Origin of the sequence: Rheinheimera pacifica (assembly GCF_024809855.1) — a bacterium.
Lineage (GTDB): Bacteria > Pseudomonadota > Gammaproteobacteria > Enterobacterales > Alteromonadaceae > Alishewanella > Alishewanella pacifica_A.
Window position 1 is genome coordinate 289,536 of the sequence record NZ_JANUEM010000002.1, and the last position, 14,991, is coordinate 304,526.

Genomic DNA, 14,991 nt, shown 5'->3' on the forward strand with positions numbered 1-14,991 from the left:
TGTTGCAGAAAAAAAATAACCATGCTATTACTATTGGCGTTTTGCTAACCAATGTAATGAACAGAGCAATTAATGAATTTTAACAACCGTCGCGTTTCTACAATTAGCCTCCTCGTGCTCCTCACCGGCGCGCGGGGTGCTGCTTATTGGTAAAAACGTAACGAACCGATAAAGCTAAAACCCCGTGCCACTGGCCGGGGTTTTTTGCATTTGAAGCCCCCGCCACAGGTTGCAATCTAAACCGAGACAACGGAACAGGAAACACAAGATGAGCGGCGATAACAAAATCTGGATCTTTGACACCACCTTACGTGACGGCGAGCAGGCACTGCGCGCCAGTTTAAGCCAGAAACAAAAAATTCAGCTGGCGCATGCCATTGCCAGACTGAATGTTGATGTAATGGAAGTTGGCTTTCCGGTATCCAGCCCGGGCGATTTTGATTCAGTGCAGCGCATAGCGCGTGAAGTAAAAGGCCCGATTATTTGTGGCCTGGCCCGTGCAGTAAGTGCTGATATTGAAGCCTGTGGCGAAGCGTTAAAAGATGCCGAGCGCCGCCGTATTCATACTTTTATTGCCACCTCACCGCTGCATTTACAATATAAATTGCGCAAAACTCTGGCCCAGGCCAGCGAGCAGGCCGTAGCGTGTATTAAACTGGCCAGCCGTTATACCGACGATATTGAATTTTCCTGTGAAGATGCCGGCCGCACGCCAATTGATGATTTATGCTGGATTGTTGAACGCGCCATTGCTGCCGGTGCCACTACCATTAATATCCCCGATACCGTCGGTTATACGATACCAAACGAGTTTGCTGCCATTATCAGCACGCTGCGTAATAAAGTGCCGAATATTGATAAAGCCCGCTTAAGTGTGCACTGCCATAACGATTTAGGCTTAGCGGTAGCCAACAGCATCAGCGCCATTCAGGCCGGAGCACGGCAAATTGAATGTACGGTAAACGGTATTGGCGAGCGCGCCGGTAACTGCTCGCTGGAAGAAGTGGCGATGATTATCAATACCCGCAAAGACGTGTTGGCGCCGTTGTACACTGATATTAAAACTACCGAGATTTACCGCAGCAGCCACTTAGTCAGCCAAATTTGTAATATGCCCATTCAACCGAATAAAGCCATTGTTGGTGAAAATGCCTTTGCTCACAGCTCCGGCATTCATCAGGACGGCGTACTAAAAGCACAAAATACCTATGAGATTATGGCGCCGGAGCAAGTCGGCATTCGCCAGAACGAGCTGAACTTAACCTCGCGTTCGGGCCGCCATGTTATTCAGCATCGGTTAGCTGAATTAGGCTACACCAATGGCGATTATGACTTAGAAGCGGTGTACAAAAGCTTTGTCGCACTGGCAGACCAAAAAGGCCGGGTGTTCGACTATGACTTAGAAGCACTGGTGTTTTTTGAAAACATGCAAGAGCAAAACGACTACTACGCGCTGGAGTTTTTAAGCTCGTCTACCCATACCGGCCATGTGGCAAGCGCTACGGTTGGCCTGCGCTGTGGCGATAAGGTGTTTACCGAAGCGGCTACCGGCAATGGTCCGGTAGAGGCAGCTTTTAGTGCGATTGCCCGCATCAGCAAACTGAATATCAAGATGGTTGATTTTAACTTACAGGCCAAAGGCAGCGGTGAAGATGCACTGGGCCAGGTAGATATTATTGCCGAGCATGAAGGCCGCCGTTTTCATGGCGCCGGTTTGGCTACCGACATTGTACGCAGCTCGGTGCTGGCCTATGTGCATGTGCTGAATATGATCCAGCGTGCGCAAACTATCGATGCCCACAAACACGCCCGTCAGAACACCAACAAGATTGCCGCAGGGGAATAGTAATGAGTACACAGAGCAACAAACATTATAAAATCGCGGTATTAGCCGGTGATGGCATAGGCCCGGAAGTCATGGCAGAGGCTGAAAAAGTATTACAGGTAGTAGCCGATAAATTTCAGTTCGGCATAACCTTAACCCCGGCCTTAGTTGGTGGTGCAGCAATAGATGCTACCGGTGAACCGTTACCCGCCGCCACGCTGAAACTGTGCAAACAAAGCGATGCGATTTTATTTGGCTCAGTCGGTGGGCCAAAATGGACCGGCTTAGCGCCGGATAAACAGCCCGAGCGCGGCTCTTTATTGCCACTTAGAAAAACCTTCGATTTATTCTGCAATTTACGCCCAGGCCAGATTTACCCGGCCTTTGCCGATTTATCGCCATTGCACCCGCGTGTTAGCAGCTTGGGTATGGACGTACTGTGTGTACGCGAGCTGACCGGCGGCATTTATTTTGGTGAAAAGGGTCGCACTGAAACCGATGCCTTTGATACCCAGCGCTACAGCGTGCGCGAGATTGAACGCATTGCCAAAGTCGCTTTTGAAGCAGCAACAAAGCGCAGCAATAAAGTTACCTCGATTGATAAAGCCAATGTGCTGCAAACCAGTATTTTATGGCGTGAAACGGTAGAGCGGGTGGCAAAAAATTACCCCGGTGTAACGCTGGAGCATATGTATATTGATAACGCCGCTATGCAGTTAATCCGCAGCCCGCAGCAGTTTGATGTATTGCTGTGCGATAACCTGTTTGGCGATATTTTATCTGATGAAATTGCCGCCATTGCCGGTAGTTTAGGCCTGTTACCGTCAGCCAGTTTAAACGGCAGCGGCTTTGGCTTATACGAGCCAGCCGGTGGCAGCGCGCCGGATATCGCGGGCTTGGGTGTTGCCAACCCGATAGCACAAATTTTAAGTGCCGCCTTAATGCTGCGCTACAGCTTTGGTGAGGAAGACGCCGCCTGCGCTATCGAACAGGCTGTGCAGCACTGCCTGGAGCAACATATAGTAACGCGCGATATTAACCCTAAATCTACTTACGGCACGGCTGCGGTTGGTGCAGCTATTGTGGCCACTTTGCGCCAGGAGAACCAATAATGGGCCAGGCTACTGCTAACGCGAAAACCCTGTATCAAAAAATCTATGCCAGCCATGTGGTGGGTAAGTTAAACCCCAGCACCGACTTACTGTACGTTGACCGGCATTTAATTCACGAAGTTACCTCGCCGCAGGCGTTTTCCGGTTTAAAACTGGCTAACCGCAGCGTGCGCCGGCCCGATTTAACCTTTGCCACTATGGATCATAACGTTTCAACGCAACGCCGTAGTATCGACGCCGCCGGTGACACCTCACGCAAACAGCTGGAAGCTTTAGCGGCTAACTGCGAAGAAAACCGTATTCCATTGCTGGATTTAACCCACCCGGATCAGGGCATAGTGCATGTGATAGGGCCAGAGCAGGGCCTAACCCAGCCTGGCATGATCATCGTTTGCGGTGACTCGCACACCTCTACTCACGGTGCTTTTGGTGCCCTGGCTTTTGGTATTGGTACCTCAGAAGTAGAACACGTACTGGCTACGCAAACGCTGCCACAGCAGCAGGCCAAAACGTTAAAAGTAGAAATAAACGGGCAATTAAGTGCCCATGTTACGCCAAAAGATGTGATTATGGCGGTAATAGGCAAACTGGGCACTGCCGGTGGCAATGGTTATGTTGCTGAGTTTAGCGGCAGTGCTATCCGCGCTATGAGCATGGAAGGGCGGATGACGCTGTGCAATATGAGCATAGAAATGGGCGCCAAGGCTGGGCTGATAGCGCCGGATCAAATCACCTTCGACTATATCAAAGGCAAGGCGCATGCCCCCAAAGCCGAACATTGGGACGCCGCCGTGCAGTACTGGCAAAGCCTGTATTCTGATACCGATGCCGTGTTTGATACTGTAGTGGAGATTGATGCTGCCACTATTACGCCGCAAATTACCTGGGGCACCAACCCCGAGCAGGTCATGGCCGTAGATCAAAGTGTACCGGCACCTGGCAGCTTTACTGACGTCACCAAGCGCGATGCCGCCGAACGGGCGCTGGCCTATATGGGGCTGGAGCCGGGTCAAAAGCTGACCGACTGCAAGGTAGATGTAGTGTTTATTGGTAGTTGCACCAACAGCCGGATAGAGGATTTACGCGCTGCGGCAAGCCTGGTGCGGGGTAAAAAAGTCGCTGCCGGTGTACGCGCTTTGGTGGTGCCAGGCTCGGGCGTGGTAAAACGCCAGGCCGAAGCAGAGGGCTTAGCCAGTATTTTTAAAGACGCCGGTTTTGAATGGCGTGAACCGGGCTGCAGTATGTGCCTGGGTATGAATGACGACAGAGTAGAAGCCGGCCAGCGCTGCGCCTCTACTTCAAACCGTAACTTTGAAGGCCGCCAGGGCCGCGGTGCGCGCACCCATTTGGTTAGCCCGGCGATGGCTGCAGCTGCTGCGATTGCCGGTAAGTTTGTTAATATCGCAGCCGCAACAGCAGGAGAACAGGCATGAGTAAGATATTTGCACAGGGCCTGGTATGCCCGCTGGATAAAAACAACGTTGATACTGACCAGATTATTCCAAAGCAGTTTTTAACCAGTGTTAGCCGTGATGGCTTTGCCGAGGCGATGTTTTATGACTGGCGCTATCTGGCCGATGGCGCCCCAAACCCGGACTTTGTTATTAATAAGCCGGAATACCAGGGTGCCAGTATTTTACTGACCCGCGCTAACTTTGGCTGTGGCTCCAGCCGCGAACACGCGCCCTGGGCCATTAAACAGTACGGTTTTACCGTGATTATTGCTGAAAGCTTTGCCGATATTTTCTTTAATAACAGTGTTAACAACGCAATGTTGTTAATTCAGTTAAGTAAAACCAATGTCGAGCTGTTATTTAACCGCTGCCAGCAAGGCCCGCAGCAGTGGCAAATTGATTTGGCCAGCCAGGAAATCATGTTCGGCAACAATGCTGCCATGGGCTTTAATATCGATGCCGATATTAAGCAGCGGCTGCTGTCCGGGCTAGATTTTATCGGCTCAAGCGAGCAGTTAAACTCACAAATTGCCGACTACGAACAAAGCCGCAAAGCCAGCCAACCCTGGTTGGGGTAAGCGCTAAGGTTTTATCAGCTGCGATCCAACGGGCTGAGAGCTAACACAAACACCTCAGCGGCATATCTGCCCTGAGGTGTTTTTTATATTGCGGCCTATGCAATCTACCTGTTATAAATTAGGAACTACTCGTAACGAGTTGCTGGCTTGGTGTGTAAACTAAATGTGAAGATTGAAGCTGTGGATATGAAAGAACTGAGTCTATCGCAAGCAAACGAAATTCAGTTTTTGTATCCATCAGAACCTGAATGGGTATCGGTTTCCGACGAAACTCTCATAGTGCTGGTTAAAGATTACGTTTCTGAACCAAATTGCGCGACCATTGCGCTTTGCCAGCTGAAACGACGAGATAATCCATTAACTAAGCCTTTAGCCAGGTGGCTGCTGCAAGAGGAATATGCAGATGAATGGCTTAAAGAATCAGCCCAAGATATTCTTGATGAAAGTTAGCAAACACATAACAGCAAAGGCTGCATCACCGTTTTGGCTGCGCGTACTACATGGCTGAATTTGGCATTAGCCTTGTTGAAATCCTAAACTATGGGGTTCAATCATTGCTAAACAAGCGGAAGTCCTCGTATGAAAACAACCAAAGAACACGACGAGCGAATCGCGAACATGACGTTTTCCTCTGTTTATCCACACTATGTTGCGAAAGTTGAAAAGAAAGGGCGAACCATAGCAGAATTACATCAAGTGATAGCATGGCTTACTGGTTTCGAAGCAACAGATTTGCAGCGTCTGATGGAAAATCAGGCTACCTTTGAAAAATTCTTTTCTGAGGCTACGATCAATCCGAAAGCAAGCCTGATCACGGGTTTAATTTGTGGCTATCGAATTGAAGAAATTGAAACTAGCTTGACCAGGCAGGTCAGATACCTGGATAAACTGGTAGACGAACTTGCAAAAGGCCGCAAGATGGGAAAGATTCTGAGGTCATAAGGCAGGTTTAATTTAGCGACGGAGCAAAATATATGCGTAGCAAAAACATGGCAATTACAGTTATCAGCGCTCTGGCGGCGATACTGCTTTGGTTACCCGAAGTGGCAGCGCACCATGGCTGGAACTGGACCGAAGATAAACAAACAGAAATGACCGGCACCATTACAGAGGTGTTTATTGGCCCGCCTCACCCGCGGCTGATGATTGAAACCGATACCGGCCCCTGGCAGGTAGACTTAGGTAACCCCCGGCAAACTAAAGCTGCCGGTTTTGTTGAAGGCGAAGCCAAAACCGGTGATACGGTGCTGATCCGCGGCCACCGCTCTGATAACAAAGATGAACATATTATCAAAGCAGTACGTGCCACTATTAATAACAAGCAATATACCTTTTACCCGGAATTACTGCGTGAGGACTAGCCCGTAATGCTGACGGCGTTGTTGCTTAATCTGGGCGATACGGCGTTAGCATCGGCACTGCGCCAGTCGGATATCGGTTATCCGCTGGTAGCCTCAGCACATATTCTGGGTTTGGGGTTGCTGGTGGGTAGTATTATCACGCTCGACTTACGTATTTTAAGCATCATGAAGCGGGGCAGCCTTAGCGAACTGGCGCCATTATTAAGCCGGGTCGCGGCGTGTGGCGTTATGCTGGCGATACTAACCGGGGTGTTGCTGTTTAGCGTGCAGCCTGCACACTATCTTGGCAACAGCGCTTTTCTGCTAAAACTGGCACTGATCAGTCTGGCGCTGATTAATGTAGCGCTGGTGCATAGCCTGCCGCCCTGGCGCGCTATTCTGGCTGGCCAGCCAGCTACCTTGCTGCTGAAACTTAGCGCCTTAATCTCACTTACGCTGTGGCTTGCTGCTGTCACTGCTGGCCGCTGGATAGCATTTGTCTAGCTTTGGCGTAGGGCCCGGTTTGCAGCCGGAAAGGCGCTGTACCTTAGCCCACGGCAGCAGTAAACTTATCGCACTCAACACTCAACACTCAACACTCAACACTGAGCAAGGTAACTATGGCCAAACTATTTTCTTACGGCACCCTGCAGCAAAAAAATGTCCAGTTGGCTAACTTTGGCCGCGAGTTAAGCGGCAGCAAAGATATTTTGCAGGGCTATATTATCGGCGAGGTAGAAATAACCGACGAGCGCGTACTGCGCGAAAGCGGCAAGGCATTGCACCCGATTTTACGCCTTAGCGGTAATAATACCGATGAAGTGTCGGGTACGGTATTTGAGCTGACTGATGCCGAGCTGGCCCAGGCGGATGATTACGAGGTCGATGCTTATGTGCGGGTAAAAGCGACGCTAAAATCCGGTACTGAGTGCTGGATATATGCGGCAGCTAAGCATGCCTGAACAGCTGAGTTTGCCTGAAGATGTGCGCCACTGCACCCTGTGCGCAGCGCATTTACCGCTGGGGCCCAAGCCCATTTTGCAGTGGCACCCTCAGGCGCGTATTTTAATTGCTGGCCAGGCACCGGGGCGAAAGGCGCATGACGCAGGCTTGCCGTTTGCTGATGCCAGTGGTGAGCGGTTGCGGCAGTGGCTTGGTTTGAGCGCAGAGCAATTCTATAACCCCAAACTGGTGGCGATATTGCCGATGGGTTTTTGTTTTCCCGGTACCGGCAAAAGTGGTGATTTACCACCCCGGCCAGAATGTGCCCCTGCCTGGCGTCAGGCATTATTAAAACCACTAAAACAGTTACAACTCACTCTGGTGATAGGCCAGTATGCACAGGCTTATCATTTACCGGCAGCCAAATTATCGGTAACCGATACTGTAGCGTCCTGGCAGGATTACTGGCCAGACATCATCCCACTGCCACACCCCAGCCCACGCAATAATATCTGGTTAGAACGCAACCCCTGGTTTGCCGGGCAGCTGTTACCAAAGCTACAGGCCCGGGTGAAAGAGGTTTTGTTACTGAAACGGCAATAGCCTTGTCAGGCTAATCAGCGTACTGTGCTTAGTAAGCCATAATAACATTATGCTAATAAGCACAATTACCTGAGGACAGACGGATGGATCTGAAAAGTGGCTACCCTTTCTGGGCCATCAAAAACGGCCTGATGTGCGCCTTTCCGCAATTGCAGGCTGATATTCATTGTGATGTCGTTGTTGTGGGCGGAGGTATTACCGGCTCACTGATTGCCGATGAGCTGGCAACGCATGGTTTTGACACCGTCGTGGCAGAGCAGCGCGATATCGGCTGGGGCAGTTCTGCAGCAAGTACAGCGCTGCTGCAATATGAAATTGATACCCATATGGTCGATTTAGCCGCAATGTACGGTGAACCCCAGGCCGTGCTGGCTTATAAGGCATGTGCTGCGGCAATTACAGATATCGGTAAGTTAGCGAATGAGTTGGCTGATGTAGATTTCAGCATGCAGCATAGCCTTTATTACGCCAGTAAACGCAAAGACAAAGCGGCGTTACGTGAGGAATATCTGCTGCGGAAAAAGCACCAGTTTGCTCTGCAATGGCTGGATGCGGATAACGTGAAAGCACAATTTGGTATCCAGGCTCCGTGCGCCATTCTCAGCAAACACGCCGGCTGTGTTGACCCCTATCGAATGGCATCCAGGTTATTACTGCGCCTGGCAGATCGCGGCGGCAGAGTGTTTGACCGTACGGTAATTGCCAGCATTAAACCCACCGCAGATAAGGTAACTTTGCGTACTCCGGAGGGGCATCAGATCCATGCTAAACACCTGATAATGGCGGCAGGTTACGCTTCGCAAAAATGGCTGAAGCAATCGGTGGCAAAAAATCGTAGTAGCTATGCGTTTATTACCGATCCTATGGCAGAAGACGATCTGGGTTGGTTAGCGTCAACTATGGCATGGGAATCGGCCCGGCCATATCTGTATATGCGTACCACAGGTGATAACCGTTTACTGGTGGGTGGTGATGACGACGATATCGACATACCGGCGCGTCGTGATAAAAGGGTGGAAAGCAAAGCGAAAGGGCTGGTGAAAAAAGTAGAGAAGTTGCTGCCGCAGCTAACATTGCGCCCGGCGTTTTCCTGGGGCGGCACCTTTGCCGAAACTAAAGATGGTCTGCCGTTTTTTGGCGAACATCAACAATGGGGCCCGAGGGTGCTGTTTGCCATGGCTTATGGCGGCAATGGTATTAGTTACAGCATGATAGGTGCAGGTTTACTGCGTGCCACTATTGAAGGGCGTAGCCATCCACTGGTGCCATTATTTGGTTTTTCACGGCTGAGTTAGTTTGGCAGTAATAAAGTGGACTAGCTGCAGTAAGCAAGCCTGCGCTGTTTGAAAATGTAAAGCCAGCACACTGTTGCTGCGTTAGCTTACAGGAGGATCTGTATGTCAAAAGCGTCGTTACTGCTGGGGCTTGCCGATTTCATTTTAACGCTGCACTTTTTGTTTGTGTTATTCGTAGTATTGGGTTTGCTTGCTATTTACCTGGGTTATTTTCTCAATTGGCGTTGGGTTAGAAACCGCACCTTTCGCATCCTGCATTTAAGCGCAATAGGCATAGTAGTGCTGCAGTCGTGGCTTGGAGTTATTTGCCCGTTAACCATCTGGGAAATGGCGTTGCGGCAAAAGGCCGGTGCAGCGACTTATGCCGGTTCCTTTATTCAGCACTGGCTGCAAAGCTTGCTGTATTACACGGCGCCGGATTGGGTTTTTATGGTGTTGTATACCGGCTTTGGTGGGTTGGTGGCAGTGAGTTGGTTTTTAGTACCGCCGCAGGCCAGCCGGCGCGGCGGTTAACAGAATAGCTCTGGCAAAACTGTAGTTTGGCGTTTAAATAAAAAAGCCGGCGGGGCAGCCGGCTTATCAGGCGTATCTTAATTAGCCGTCAGTTTCAGATTGGCGTATTCAATCATCGCTTCCGGTGTTTCCAGGCCTGGCATCGGTTCTCCGCTGGCCAGTTGTTCAAACTGCAATGGCTCGGCAAAGCTAAATGTCAGTTTTAACTTTTCCGGTTTATTAACAAAGGCTGTCAGGCTGTCTTTCATTGGCTGTGGCAAAGGCTCCAGCATTGAAATATTCAGTAGCGCCATGCCTTGTATGGTTTTCAGATCCGGTGCCTGGCCCTGTTCGGCTGCCATAGCAATAGCACGCTCAATAAAACCTTTATTTTCAATAGTAATATTGCCACTGTTTAATGCACCGGTAGCCAGTTTAGCCATTACCTGCTGTACATAGTCTTCGCTAACGGTAAGTGCTTGCTGCTCCTCTGGTGACATGGCGCTGAATTCTTTAGCGTATTGCCAGAATTGCTGCATTTGCGCCAGGGTAAAGTCATAGCTCAGGCTAAACTCGTCATTAATGCGGGTGTGCTGGCTAAATAACAGTTGGCCATTGGCCTGATACTCATAACTGTAATCACCGTGCAGCGCTATGCTTTGTACAAAGGCGCTGATATGGGGCGGCAGTAATTGTAATGCGGCAGGGGCGGCTTTAATGCCGGTGATTTGCATACTGGCTTTGTCAGCCAGGCTTTGCGGTTTAACACCTTTAGCCGTGATAAGCTCGATAGTGGCAACCTGGCCCAGCTCTGCCATGGTAACTTCCAGGCCACTGATGCTGTAACTTGAGGTAAGTACGTTAGCCGACACATCTTTATACGCTAATGAAAATTGTGGCATTTCGCCGGTGTCGGCAAGGTCGCGGTAGCTTTGGTTTGCCTGTTCAATCTGCTGCTTAATGGCATCTTCTGCCAGCATATTGGCATAATACAATCCGCCGCCTGCGGCTACAGCTACCACAACCAACGCTATCACTGACTTGTTCATACTAATCCTTTAAAAGTGTTTGTTAAAAAAACGGTAAAATGTTAACACAAACCGCGCTATCCGAACAGTAAAGCGGGCGGCTTTTTTATAGCTTAGCCGCCTATTTACGCTGTTGCTAAAGCCTGTTACTTTGGCCGCTGAAACAGCCTGGGGGCAGATATGGAAAGCTATTTTCACTGGTTTGATTTATTGGGCATTGCGGTGTTTGCTATTTCCGGCACTTTAGCCGCCTGGCGCAATCAGATGGACGGCTTTGGTGTAATAGTGCTGGCCAGTGTTACCGCTATAGGCGGCGGTACCTTGCGCGATGTGATTCTGGATACCCCGGTGATCTGGATTAACAATAACAGCTATTTTTACGCCATTTTTATCGCTGCTGTGGCCACTATTTTGCTGGTTCGCAACCGTTTAACCATTCCGCATAATACTCTGCAGCTGTTTGATGCACTGGGCCTGGCATTCTTCGTTATTATGGGTACACAAAAAGCACTGGATCATGGCACTTCAACTATGGTGGCAATATTACTGGGCACGATGAGCGGTGTTTGCGGCGGCATGATCCGCGATGTGCTGTGCCGTGAGGTGCCAATGGTGTTTCGTGGCGAGCTATATGCCGTAACCTGTATTTTCGGTGGTGTGGTTTATACCGGCCTGCTGGCACTGGGCGTGGCGCAACTACCCGCTATGCTTAGCGGTATGCTGGCGTTGTTACTGCTGCGTTTAGCAGCCATGAAATGGCAACTAACGGTACCGGTATTTAGTAAGCACCACAACGAGCTGAACGAGCCTTAAGCCGGCGCCAGCTAAAAATCAGCCCCAGTAGCAATAAGGCCAGGCTGAGTACGCCGGTGCACAACAACGCCAGTTGATAAAGTGTACCGCCCACGGCAGCAATATGCAGCGGGTAAAAACTGTGACGCAGCCGATCGGCCAGCGCCAGCTCAGTTGCTGGCAGCGCAAACAGCACAGTGTTATCTAACGGGTTAAGTTGCACTACACCACGGCCATTCGGGTGCCATTCGTTTGTGGCTTTGGCACGAAAGCTTATCGGGTCATCGTCTTTTTGCCGCAGGCTCACCAGCCGTAATGCCTGTGCGGGCCAGTGCTGCTGTGCGCTGTGCAGGGCAGCTGTCCAGTTGGTGGCATTAAGCGGCACCGCCGCGATATGGCGTACCGGTTGGGCTGGCGGTGCAGAGGGGGGCATTAATGTGTGCAGCACGGTTTGGGTTTGCTTACTAAATACCATCATAGCGCCGGTGGCACTGGTTAACAGCAGCAATGGCAATAGCAGTAGCGCTAACAGACTATGGTACTGGCGTAAGCTACGCAGGCTACTGTCGGGTTTTGGCAGGCTAAACAGGCGGCGATTGAAACGGCGTGGCCACCATTGCCACAGGCCGCTGAGTAATAACAGCAGGCTAAACAGGCCGATAATGCCGTTTGCGGTATGGCCGCCTTCACCCGCCAGTAAATGCAGATGAAAATCATACAGCCAGTCCAGCCAGTCGCTGTGCACATTGCGGATTAACAGTAGTTGGTGTTGCTCATTGTAATAGTGCCGCTGATTATCGAACGTAACGGCTTCCAGCCAGAGTGCATCAGCAGCGGGGAATTTTACATAACGAAACTGCGCATCCTGCTGTAATTGGTTGAGCAGCGGCCCCCAGTGGCTGATATCGGCCACTGGCTGAATATGCTGCAACTGCGGGTAATGCCAGCGCAGCAGCGGGTTTTTATACAGCAACACCGCGCCGCTAACGCTCAGCAATACCAGCCAGATGCCCAGCGCCCAGCTTAGGTAGCGATGCAGTCGCGCCGCGGTTAACACCATTTAGAATAAGCTCATAGAAAGCAAGTTCATTTAAAAGCTGTGGCTCCAGCTTAAGTTTAGCGTGCGGCCAATACCGGCAAAGTAACGGGCATTAGCCGGTGTGCTTTGCGCATAGTAGGTAAAATACTGTTTGTCGGTCAGGTTTTCTATGCCAAGGGTCCAACGGCCATAGTTTGTATCATAGCTGCTGCTTAAATCCAGAGTGGTATAGCCGTTAAACTGTTCAGCGGTATTTAGCGTATGGCTAAACAGAATATTGGCCTGCAGGCGGCTGCTAAGCTTGGGCAACCATTGCTGTTGCCAGTGCAGGTTTAACCGCTCCGGTGCGATATTTACGCCGCCCAGATCGGTATCAACTCTACCATCTGCATTGCTGTCAAAACGGCCTTTCGTGCGGGCATAGCTAAAGCCCAACTGGCTGTCAGCGCTGAAATAGTACTGGCCTTCGGCTTCAATACCGTCTATTTCGGTTTTTTCCCGCATTACGCTGTAAATGCCATCGGCATCGGGTTCTAAGCGCGAGCCTAAATCAGAGTCGGAGCGATAGGCGCTGGCGCGCAGTTGCCAGTTGTCGAAGTTGAACTCTACTCCCAGCTCCAGGTTATCGGAAATCACCGGCTGTATAGTCAGAAAGCTGTCTACTGACAAGCCCGGGGTGTTGATATCCCGCAGTACACGGCCAACATCCGGCATACTAAAGCCTTCGCTGTAACTGGCATACAACCGGACATTAGTATGCAGTTGCCATACGGCACCGGCGTTTAACAGTAGTTCGGTAAAGTCTGGCTCGCCCCCGGCAACAAAGGTACTGTTGTAAGATGCCAGTGTAGTAAAATCAGCCACTTTCAGCTTACCGTATTCATAACGGCTGCCTACGCTAAAGGTCCAGTCGGGTACTGCGCTGTAACGTAATTGGGCAAAAGGCGCGATATTATTGAATTTTGCCTCCGGTACCCAGTTGCGGCCGGTCAGCGCCAGTTCCTGATAGGTTTTATCCTGTAGCCAATCAACGCCGGTGCTTAAATCCAGCGCGTTTACTGCCAGATTAGGTTTAAACCAGGTTACGCGGCTGCCATACTTGGTGGATTTATTCTGTGATTGATCATACAGGTTCTCGCCATAAGCCGGATCCTGAAAAGCGGCAAAACGGCCACCGCCATACAAGGCAGCAAAGTCCTGTAAAAACAGCTGCCAGCTTAAACTGCCGCCCAACACTGCCTGGTTAGTGTAATCCAGCGTAGCGGTTGTGACTTTATTCTGCGGGGCGCGGCCTTCGGTTTCGCCGCGTACCGAAGTGGCTGCTATGCCCTCATTCACATTACCCGGTACCTGCACATAGTTGCCGTTACCACGCAGCTTATAATGGTTAACCATCAGCTGCAGTGTTTCGGTATTGCTTAATTGCTGCCGGGCTTTGATAAACACATCGATGCTGCGCGAGTCCATCGTATCGCCCTGAGTGCCGTCAACACCAATCAGCTTGCCATCGCCATCGCGGTACATACCGGTATCGCTGGCTGCTACGCCGGCCACCACAGCAAAGCCCTGTTGCTGGTAGCTATGCAAATAACTGGCTTTATAGCTTTGGCTATCGCTGCCGCCAGCCGTAGGTGTAGTAAAGCCAGCGCTAAGCTGATGGCGGTTGTCACCGGCTGATTTGGTAATAATGTTAATAATGCCGCCGCTGGCGCCCATACCCTGGATGGCATTAGCACCGCGGATCACCTCAATACGTTCTATCATCGCCGGATCTATGGTTTTACCGTCGCGCGAGCCGTTACGCAGCGGGTTAGATTGCGGCACACCGTCAATCATATACAGTGGTTCGCGGCCGCGCAGTGTTTCACCGGCTGAGGTCAGCTTTTGCCGGCTGGGTGAAAAGCCGGGTAACAGGTTGCCTAAAATGGCCGAAATATCCTGGGTCAACGCCAGCTGGCTGGCAATTTGCTCTTGTGTGATCACGGTAATGGTGGCCGGTACCGTACTAACCGGCGCACTGCTGCGTGTGGCGCTAACCTGAATATGCTCTATGGCATCGTCGTTGGCCTGCAACAGCGGGCTGCATAATAACAATGCCAAAGCGATACGGGATGGAGTAAAACGGGGCAGTGCAGACATAAGCAACCTTATTAACATAAAATGCAATGAGAATGGTTCGCATTTATAATTCTATTGTTAACAAAAGTCAAGCCAGCACTGTATAAGCCAGCTAACGGCACTTACGATAGCTGCGTTCTGGACGGCCGATAGCACCGTAGTGTTGATCAACCATTAGTTCTGCACTTTCCAGCAAATATTCCAGATAACGTCGTGCGGTAGAGCGGCTTTTATTCATGCGCATAAGTGGTGCGGCGCCTTGTTGTGCTGCCAGTGCTTTTCAAACTGGTATTTAGCCGCATTCCATGGATAATAAGCCGCACTAAAACATTGACTGCGGTGCGCAGTTTTTGCACCGTCGACAGGATGCGCT

Annotated in this window: 17 protein-coding genes; 13 read left to right on the forward strand and 4 right to left on the reverse strand. The window is 50.7% G+C overall.

What is annotated here, in order from left to right:
* Nucleotides 1-268 precede the first annotated feature (268 nt).
* From leuA to M2404_RS04245, 12 genes are all read left to right on the forward strand, one after another.
* Nucleotides 269-1,846 (forward strand): 2-isopropylmalate synthase, encoded by a 1,578-nt coding sequence (leuA, locus tag M2404_RS04190; protein WP_259238474.1) that lies wholly within the window; start codon nucleotides 269-271, stop codon nucleotides 1,844-1,846.
* Nucleotides 1,847-1,848: 2 nt separating this feature from the next.
* Nucleotides 1,849-2,937: a 3-isopropylmalate dehydrogenase gene (leuB, locus tag M2404_RS04195; RefSeq protein ID WP_259238475.1), complete on the forward strand. Its 1,089-nt coding sequence runs from the start codon at nucleotides 1,849-1,851 to the stop codon at nucleotides 2,935-2,937.
* Entirely contained in the window at nucleotides 2,937-4,370 is a 1,434-nt protein-coding gene (leuC, locus tag M2404_RS04200; protein WP_259238476.1) for a 3-isopropylmalate dehydratase large subunit, read from the forward strand. Before leuB ends, leuC begins: the two co-directional genes overlap by 1 nt.
* Nucleotides 4,367-4,969, forward strand: a complete 603-nt coding sequence (gene leuD / locus M2404_RS04205) for a 3-isopropylmalate dehydratase small subunit (protein ID WP_259238477.1) — start codon at nucleotides 4,367-4,369, stop codon at nucleotides 4,967-4,969. The genes leuC and leuD overlap by 4 nt, the downstream gene beginning before the upstream one ends.
* 186 nt (nucleotides 4,970-5,155) lie before the next feature.
* Nucleotides 5,156-5,419, forward strand: coding sequence for a hypothetical protein (locus tag M2404_RS04210; protein WP_259238478.1), 264 nt, complete (start codon nucleotides 5,156-5,158; stop codon nucleotides 5,417-5,419).
* Between the two features lie 129 nt (nucleotides 5,420-5,548).
* Entirely contained in the window at nucleotides 5,549-5,911 is a 363-nt protein-coding gene (locus M2404_RS04215) for a DUF2200 domain-containing protein (protein ID WP_259238479.1), read from the forward strand.
* Nucleotides 5,912-5,943: 32 nt separating this feature from the next.
* Entirely contained in the window at nucleotides 5,944-6,330 is a 387-nt protein-coding gene (locus tag M2404_RS04220) for a DUF6152 family protein (protein WP_259238480.1), read from the forward strand.
* Between the two features lie 6 nt (nucleotides 6,331-6,336).
* Nucleotides 6,337-6,813: a DUF6644 family protein gene (locus tag M2404_RS04225; protein ID WP_259238481.1), complete on the forward strand. Its 477-nt coding sequence runs from the start codon at nucleotides 6,337-6,339 to the stop codon at nucleotides 6,811-6,813.
* A 116-nt stretch (nucleotides 6,814-6,929) separates the two neighbouring features.
* Complete coding sequence (locus M2404_RS04230; RefSeq protein ID WP_259238482.1) at nucleotides 6,930-7,271, forward strand: gamma-glutamylcyclotransferase family protein; 342 nt, start codon at nucleotides 6,930-6,932, stop codon at nucleotides 7,269-7,271.
* Nucleotides 7,264-7,854 carry a uracil-DNA glycosylase family protein gene (locus M2404_RS04235; RefSeq protein ID WP_259238483.1) on the forward strand — a complete coding sequence of 197 codons (591 nt, stop codon included), beginning with the start codon at nucleotides 7,264-7,266 and terminating at the stop codon, nucleotides 7,852-7,854. The genes M2404_RS04230 and M2404_RS04235 overlap by 8 nt, the downstream gene beginning before the upstream one ends.
* An 83-nt stretch (nucleotides 7,855-7,937) precedes the next feature.
* Nucleotides 7,938-9,149 (forward strand): NAD(P)/FAD-dependent oxidoreductase, encoded by a 1,212-nt coding sequence (locus tag M2404_RS04240; RefSeq protein WP_259238484.1) that lies wholly within the window; start codon nucleotides 7,938-7,940, stop codon nucleotides 9,147-9,149.
* Between the two features lie 102 nt (nucleotides 9,150-9,251).
* Nucleotides 9,252-9,662 (forward strand): DUF2784 domain-containing protein, encoded by a 411-nt coding sequence (locus M2404_RS04245; RefSeq protein WP_259238485.1) that lies wholly within the window; start codon nucleotides 9,252-9,254, stop codon nucleotides 9,660-9,662.
* Between the two features lie 77 nt (nucleotides 9,663-9,739).
* Here the strand turns inward: M2404_RS04245 and M2404_RS04250 are convergent, their stop codons facing one another.
* A complete protein-coding gene (locus M2404_RS04250) occupies nucleotides 9,740-10,690 on the reverse strand; it encodes a hypothetical protein (protein WP_259238486.1) in 951 nt (316 codons plus the stop codon).
* Nucleotides 10,691-10,849: 159 nt separating this feature from the next.
* Between M2404_RS04250 and M2404_RS04255 the strand changes: the two genes are divergently transcribed.
* Nucleotides 10,850-11,482: a trimeric intracellular cation channel family protein gene (locus tag M2404_RS04255; RefSeq protein ID WP_259238487.1), complete on the forward strand. Its 633-nt coding sequence runs from the start codon at nucleotides 10,850-10,852 to the stop codon at nucleotides 11,480-11,482.
* Here M2404_RS04255 and M2404_RS04260 read toward each other — a convergent pair.
* From M2404_RS04260 to M2404_RS04270, 3 genes are all read right to left on the reverse strand, one after another.
* Complete coding sequence (locus M2404_RS04260) at nucleotides 11,448-12,521, reverse strand: PepSY-associated TM helix domain-containing protein (protein WP_259238488.1); 1,074 nt, start codon at nucleotides 12,519-12,521, stop codon at nucleotides 11,448-11,450. The genes M2404_RS04255 and M2404_RS04260 overlap by 35 nt on opposite strands.
* Nucleotides 12,522-12,551: 30 nt before the next feature.
* The gene (locus M2404_RS04265; RefSeq protein ID WP_259238489.1) at nucleotides 12,552-14,639 is read right to left on the reverse strand and encodes a TonB-dependent receptor; all 2,088 of its coding nucleotides are present in this window, start codon (nucleotides 14,637-14,639) and stop codon (nucleotides 12,552-12,554) included.
* 91 nt (nucleotides 14,640-14,730) lie between these two features.
* Nucleotides 14,731-14,862: a hypothetical protein gene (locus tag M2404_RS04270; RefSeq protein WP_259238490.1), complete on the reverse strand. Its 132-nt coding sequence runs from the start codon at nucleotides 14,860-14,862 to the stop codon at nucleotides 14,731-14,733.
* Nucleotides 14,863-14,991 lie beyond the last annotated feature (129 nt).

What these genes read in the sequence shown, in the direction of transcription:
- leuA (WP_259238474.1), top strand. Translation starts at nt 269, where the DNA reads ATGAGCGGCGATAACAAAATCTGGATCTTTGACACCACCTTACGTGAC.
- leuB (WP_259238475.1), top strand. Translation starts at nt 1,849, where the DNA reads ATGAGTACACAGAGCAACAAACATTATAAAATCGCGGTATTAGCCGGT.
- leuC (WP_259238476.1), top strand. Translation starts at nt 2,937, where the DNA reads ATGGGCCAGGCTACTGCTAACGCGAAAACCCTGTATCAAAAAATCTAT.
- leuD (WP_259238477.1), top strand. Translation starts at nt 4,367, where the DNA reads ATGAGTAAGATATTTGCACAGGGCCTGGTATGCCCGCTGGATAAAAAC.
- M2404_RS04210 (WP_259238478.1), top strand. Translation starts at nt 5,156, where the DNA reads ATGAAAGAACTGAGTCTATCGCAAGCAAACGAAATTCAGTTTTTGTAT.
- M2404_RS04215 (WP_259238479.1), top strand. Translation starts at nt 5,549, where the DNA reads ATGAAAACAACCAAAGAACACGACGAGCGAATCGCGAACATGACGTTT.
- M2404_RS04220 (WP_259238480.1), top strand. Translation starts at nt 5,944, where the DNA reads ATGCGTAGCAAAAACATGGCAATTACAGTTATCAGCGCTCTGGCGGCG.
- M2404_RS04225 (WP_259238481.1), top strand. Translation starts at nt 6,337, where the DNA reads ATGCTGACGGCGTTGTTGCTTAATCTGGGCGATACGGCGTTAGCATCG.
- M2404_RS04230 (WP_259238482.1), top strand. Translation starts at nt 6,930, where the DNA reads ATGGCCAAACTATTTTCTTACGGCACCCTGCAGCAAAAAAATGTCCAG.
- M2404_RS04235 (WP_259238483.1), top strand. Translation starts at nt 7,264, where the DNA reads ATGCCTGAACAGCTGAGTTTGCCTGAAGATGTGCGCCACTGCACCCTG.
- M2404_RS04240 (WP_259238484.1), top strand. Translation starts at nt 7,938, where the DNA reads ATGGATCTGAAAAGTGGCTACCCTTTCTGGGCCATCAAAAACGGCCTG.
- M2404_RS04245 (WP_259238485.1), top strand. Translation starts at nt 9,252, where the DNA reads ATGTCAAAAGCGTCGTTACTGCTGGGGCTTGCCGATTTCATTTTAACG.
- M2404_RS04250 (WP_259238486.1), bottom strand. Translation starts at nt 10,690, where the DNA reads ATGAACAAGTCAGTGATAGCGTTGGTTGTGGTAGCTGTAGCCGCAGGC.
- M2404_RS04255 (WP_259238487.1), top strand. Translation starts at nt 10,850, where the DNA reads ATGGAAAGCTATTTTCACTGGTTTGATTTATTGGGCATTGCGGTGTTT.
- M2404_RS04260 (WP_259238488.1), bottom strand. Translation starts at nt 12,521, where the DNA reads ATGGTGTTAACCGCGGCGCGACTGCATCGCTACCTAAGCTGGGCGCTG.
- M2404_RS04265 (WP_259238489.1), bottom strand. Translation starts at nt 14,639, where the DNA reads ATGTCTGCACTGCCCCGTTTTACTCCATCCCGTATCGCTTTGGCATTG.
- M2404_RS04270 (WP_259238490.1), bottom strand. Translation starts at nt 14,862, where the DNA reads ATGCGCATGAATAAAAGCCGCTCTACCGCACGACGTTATCTGGAATAT.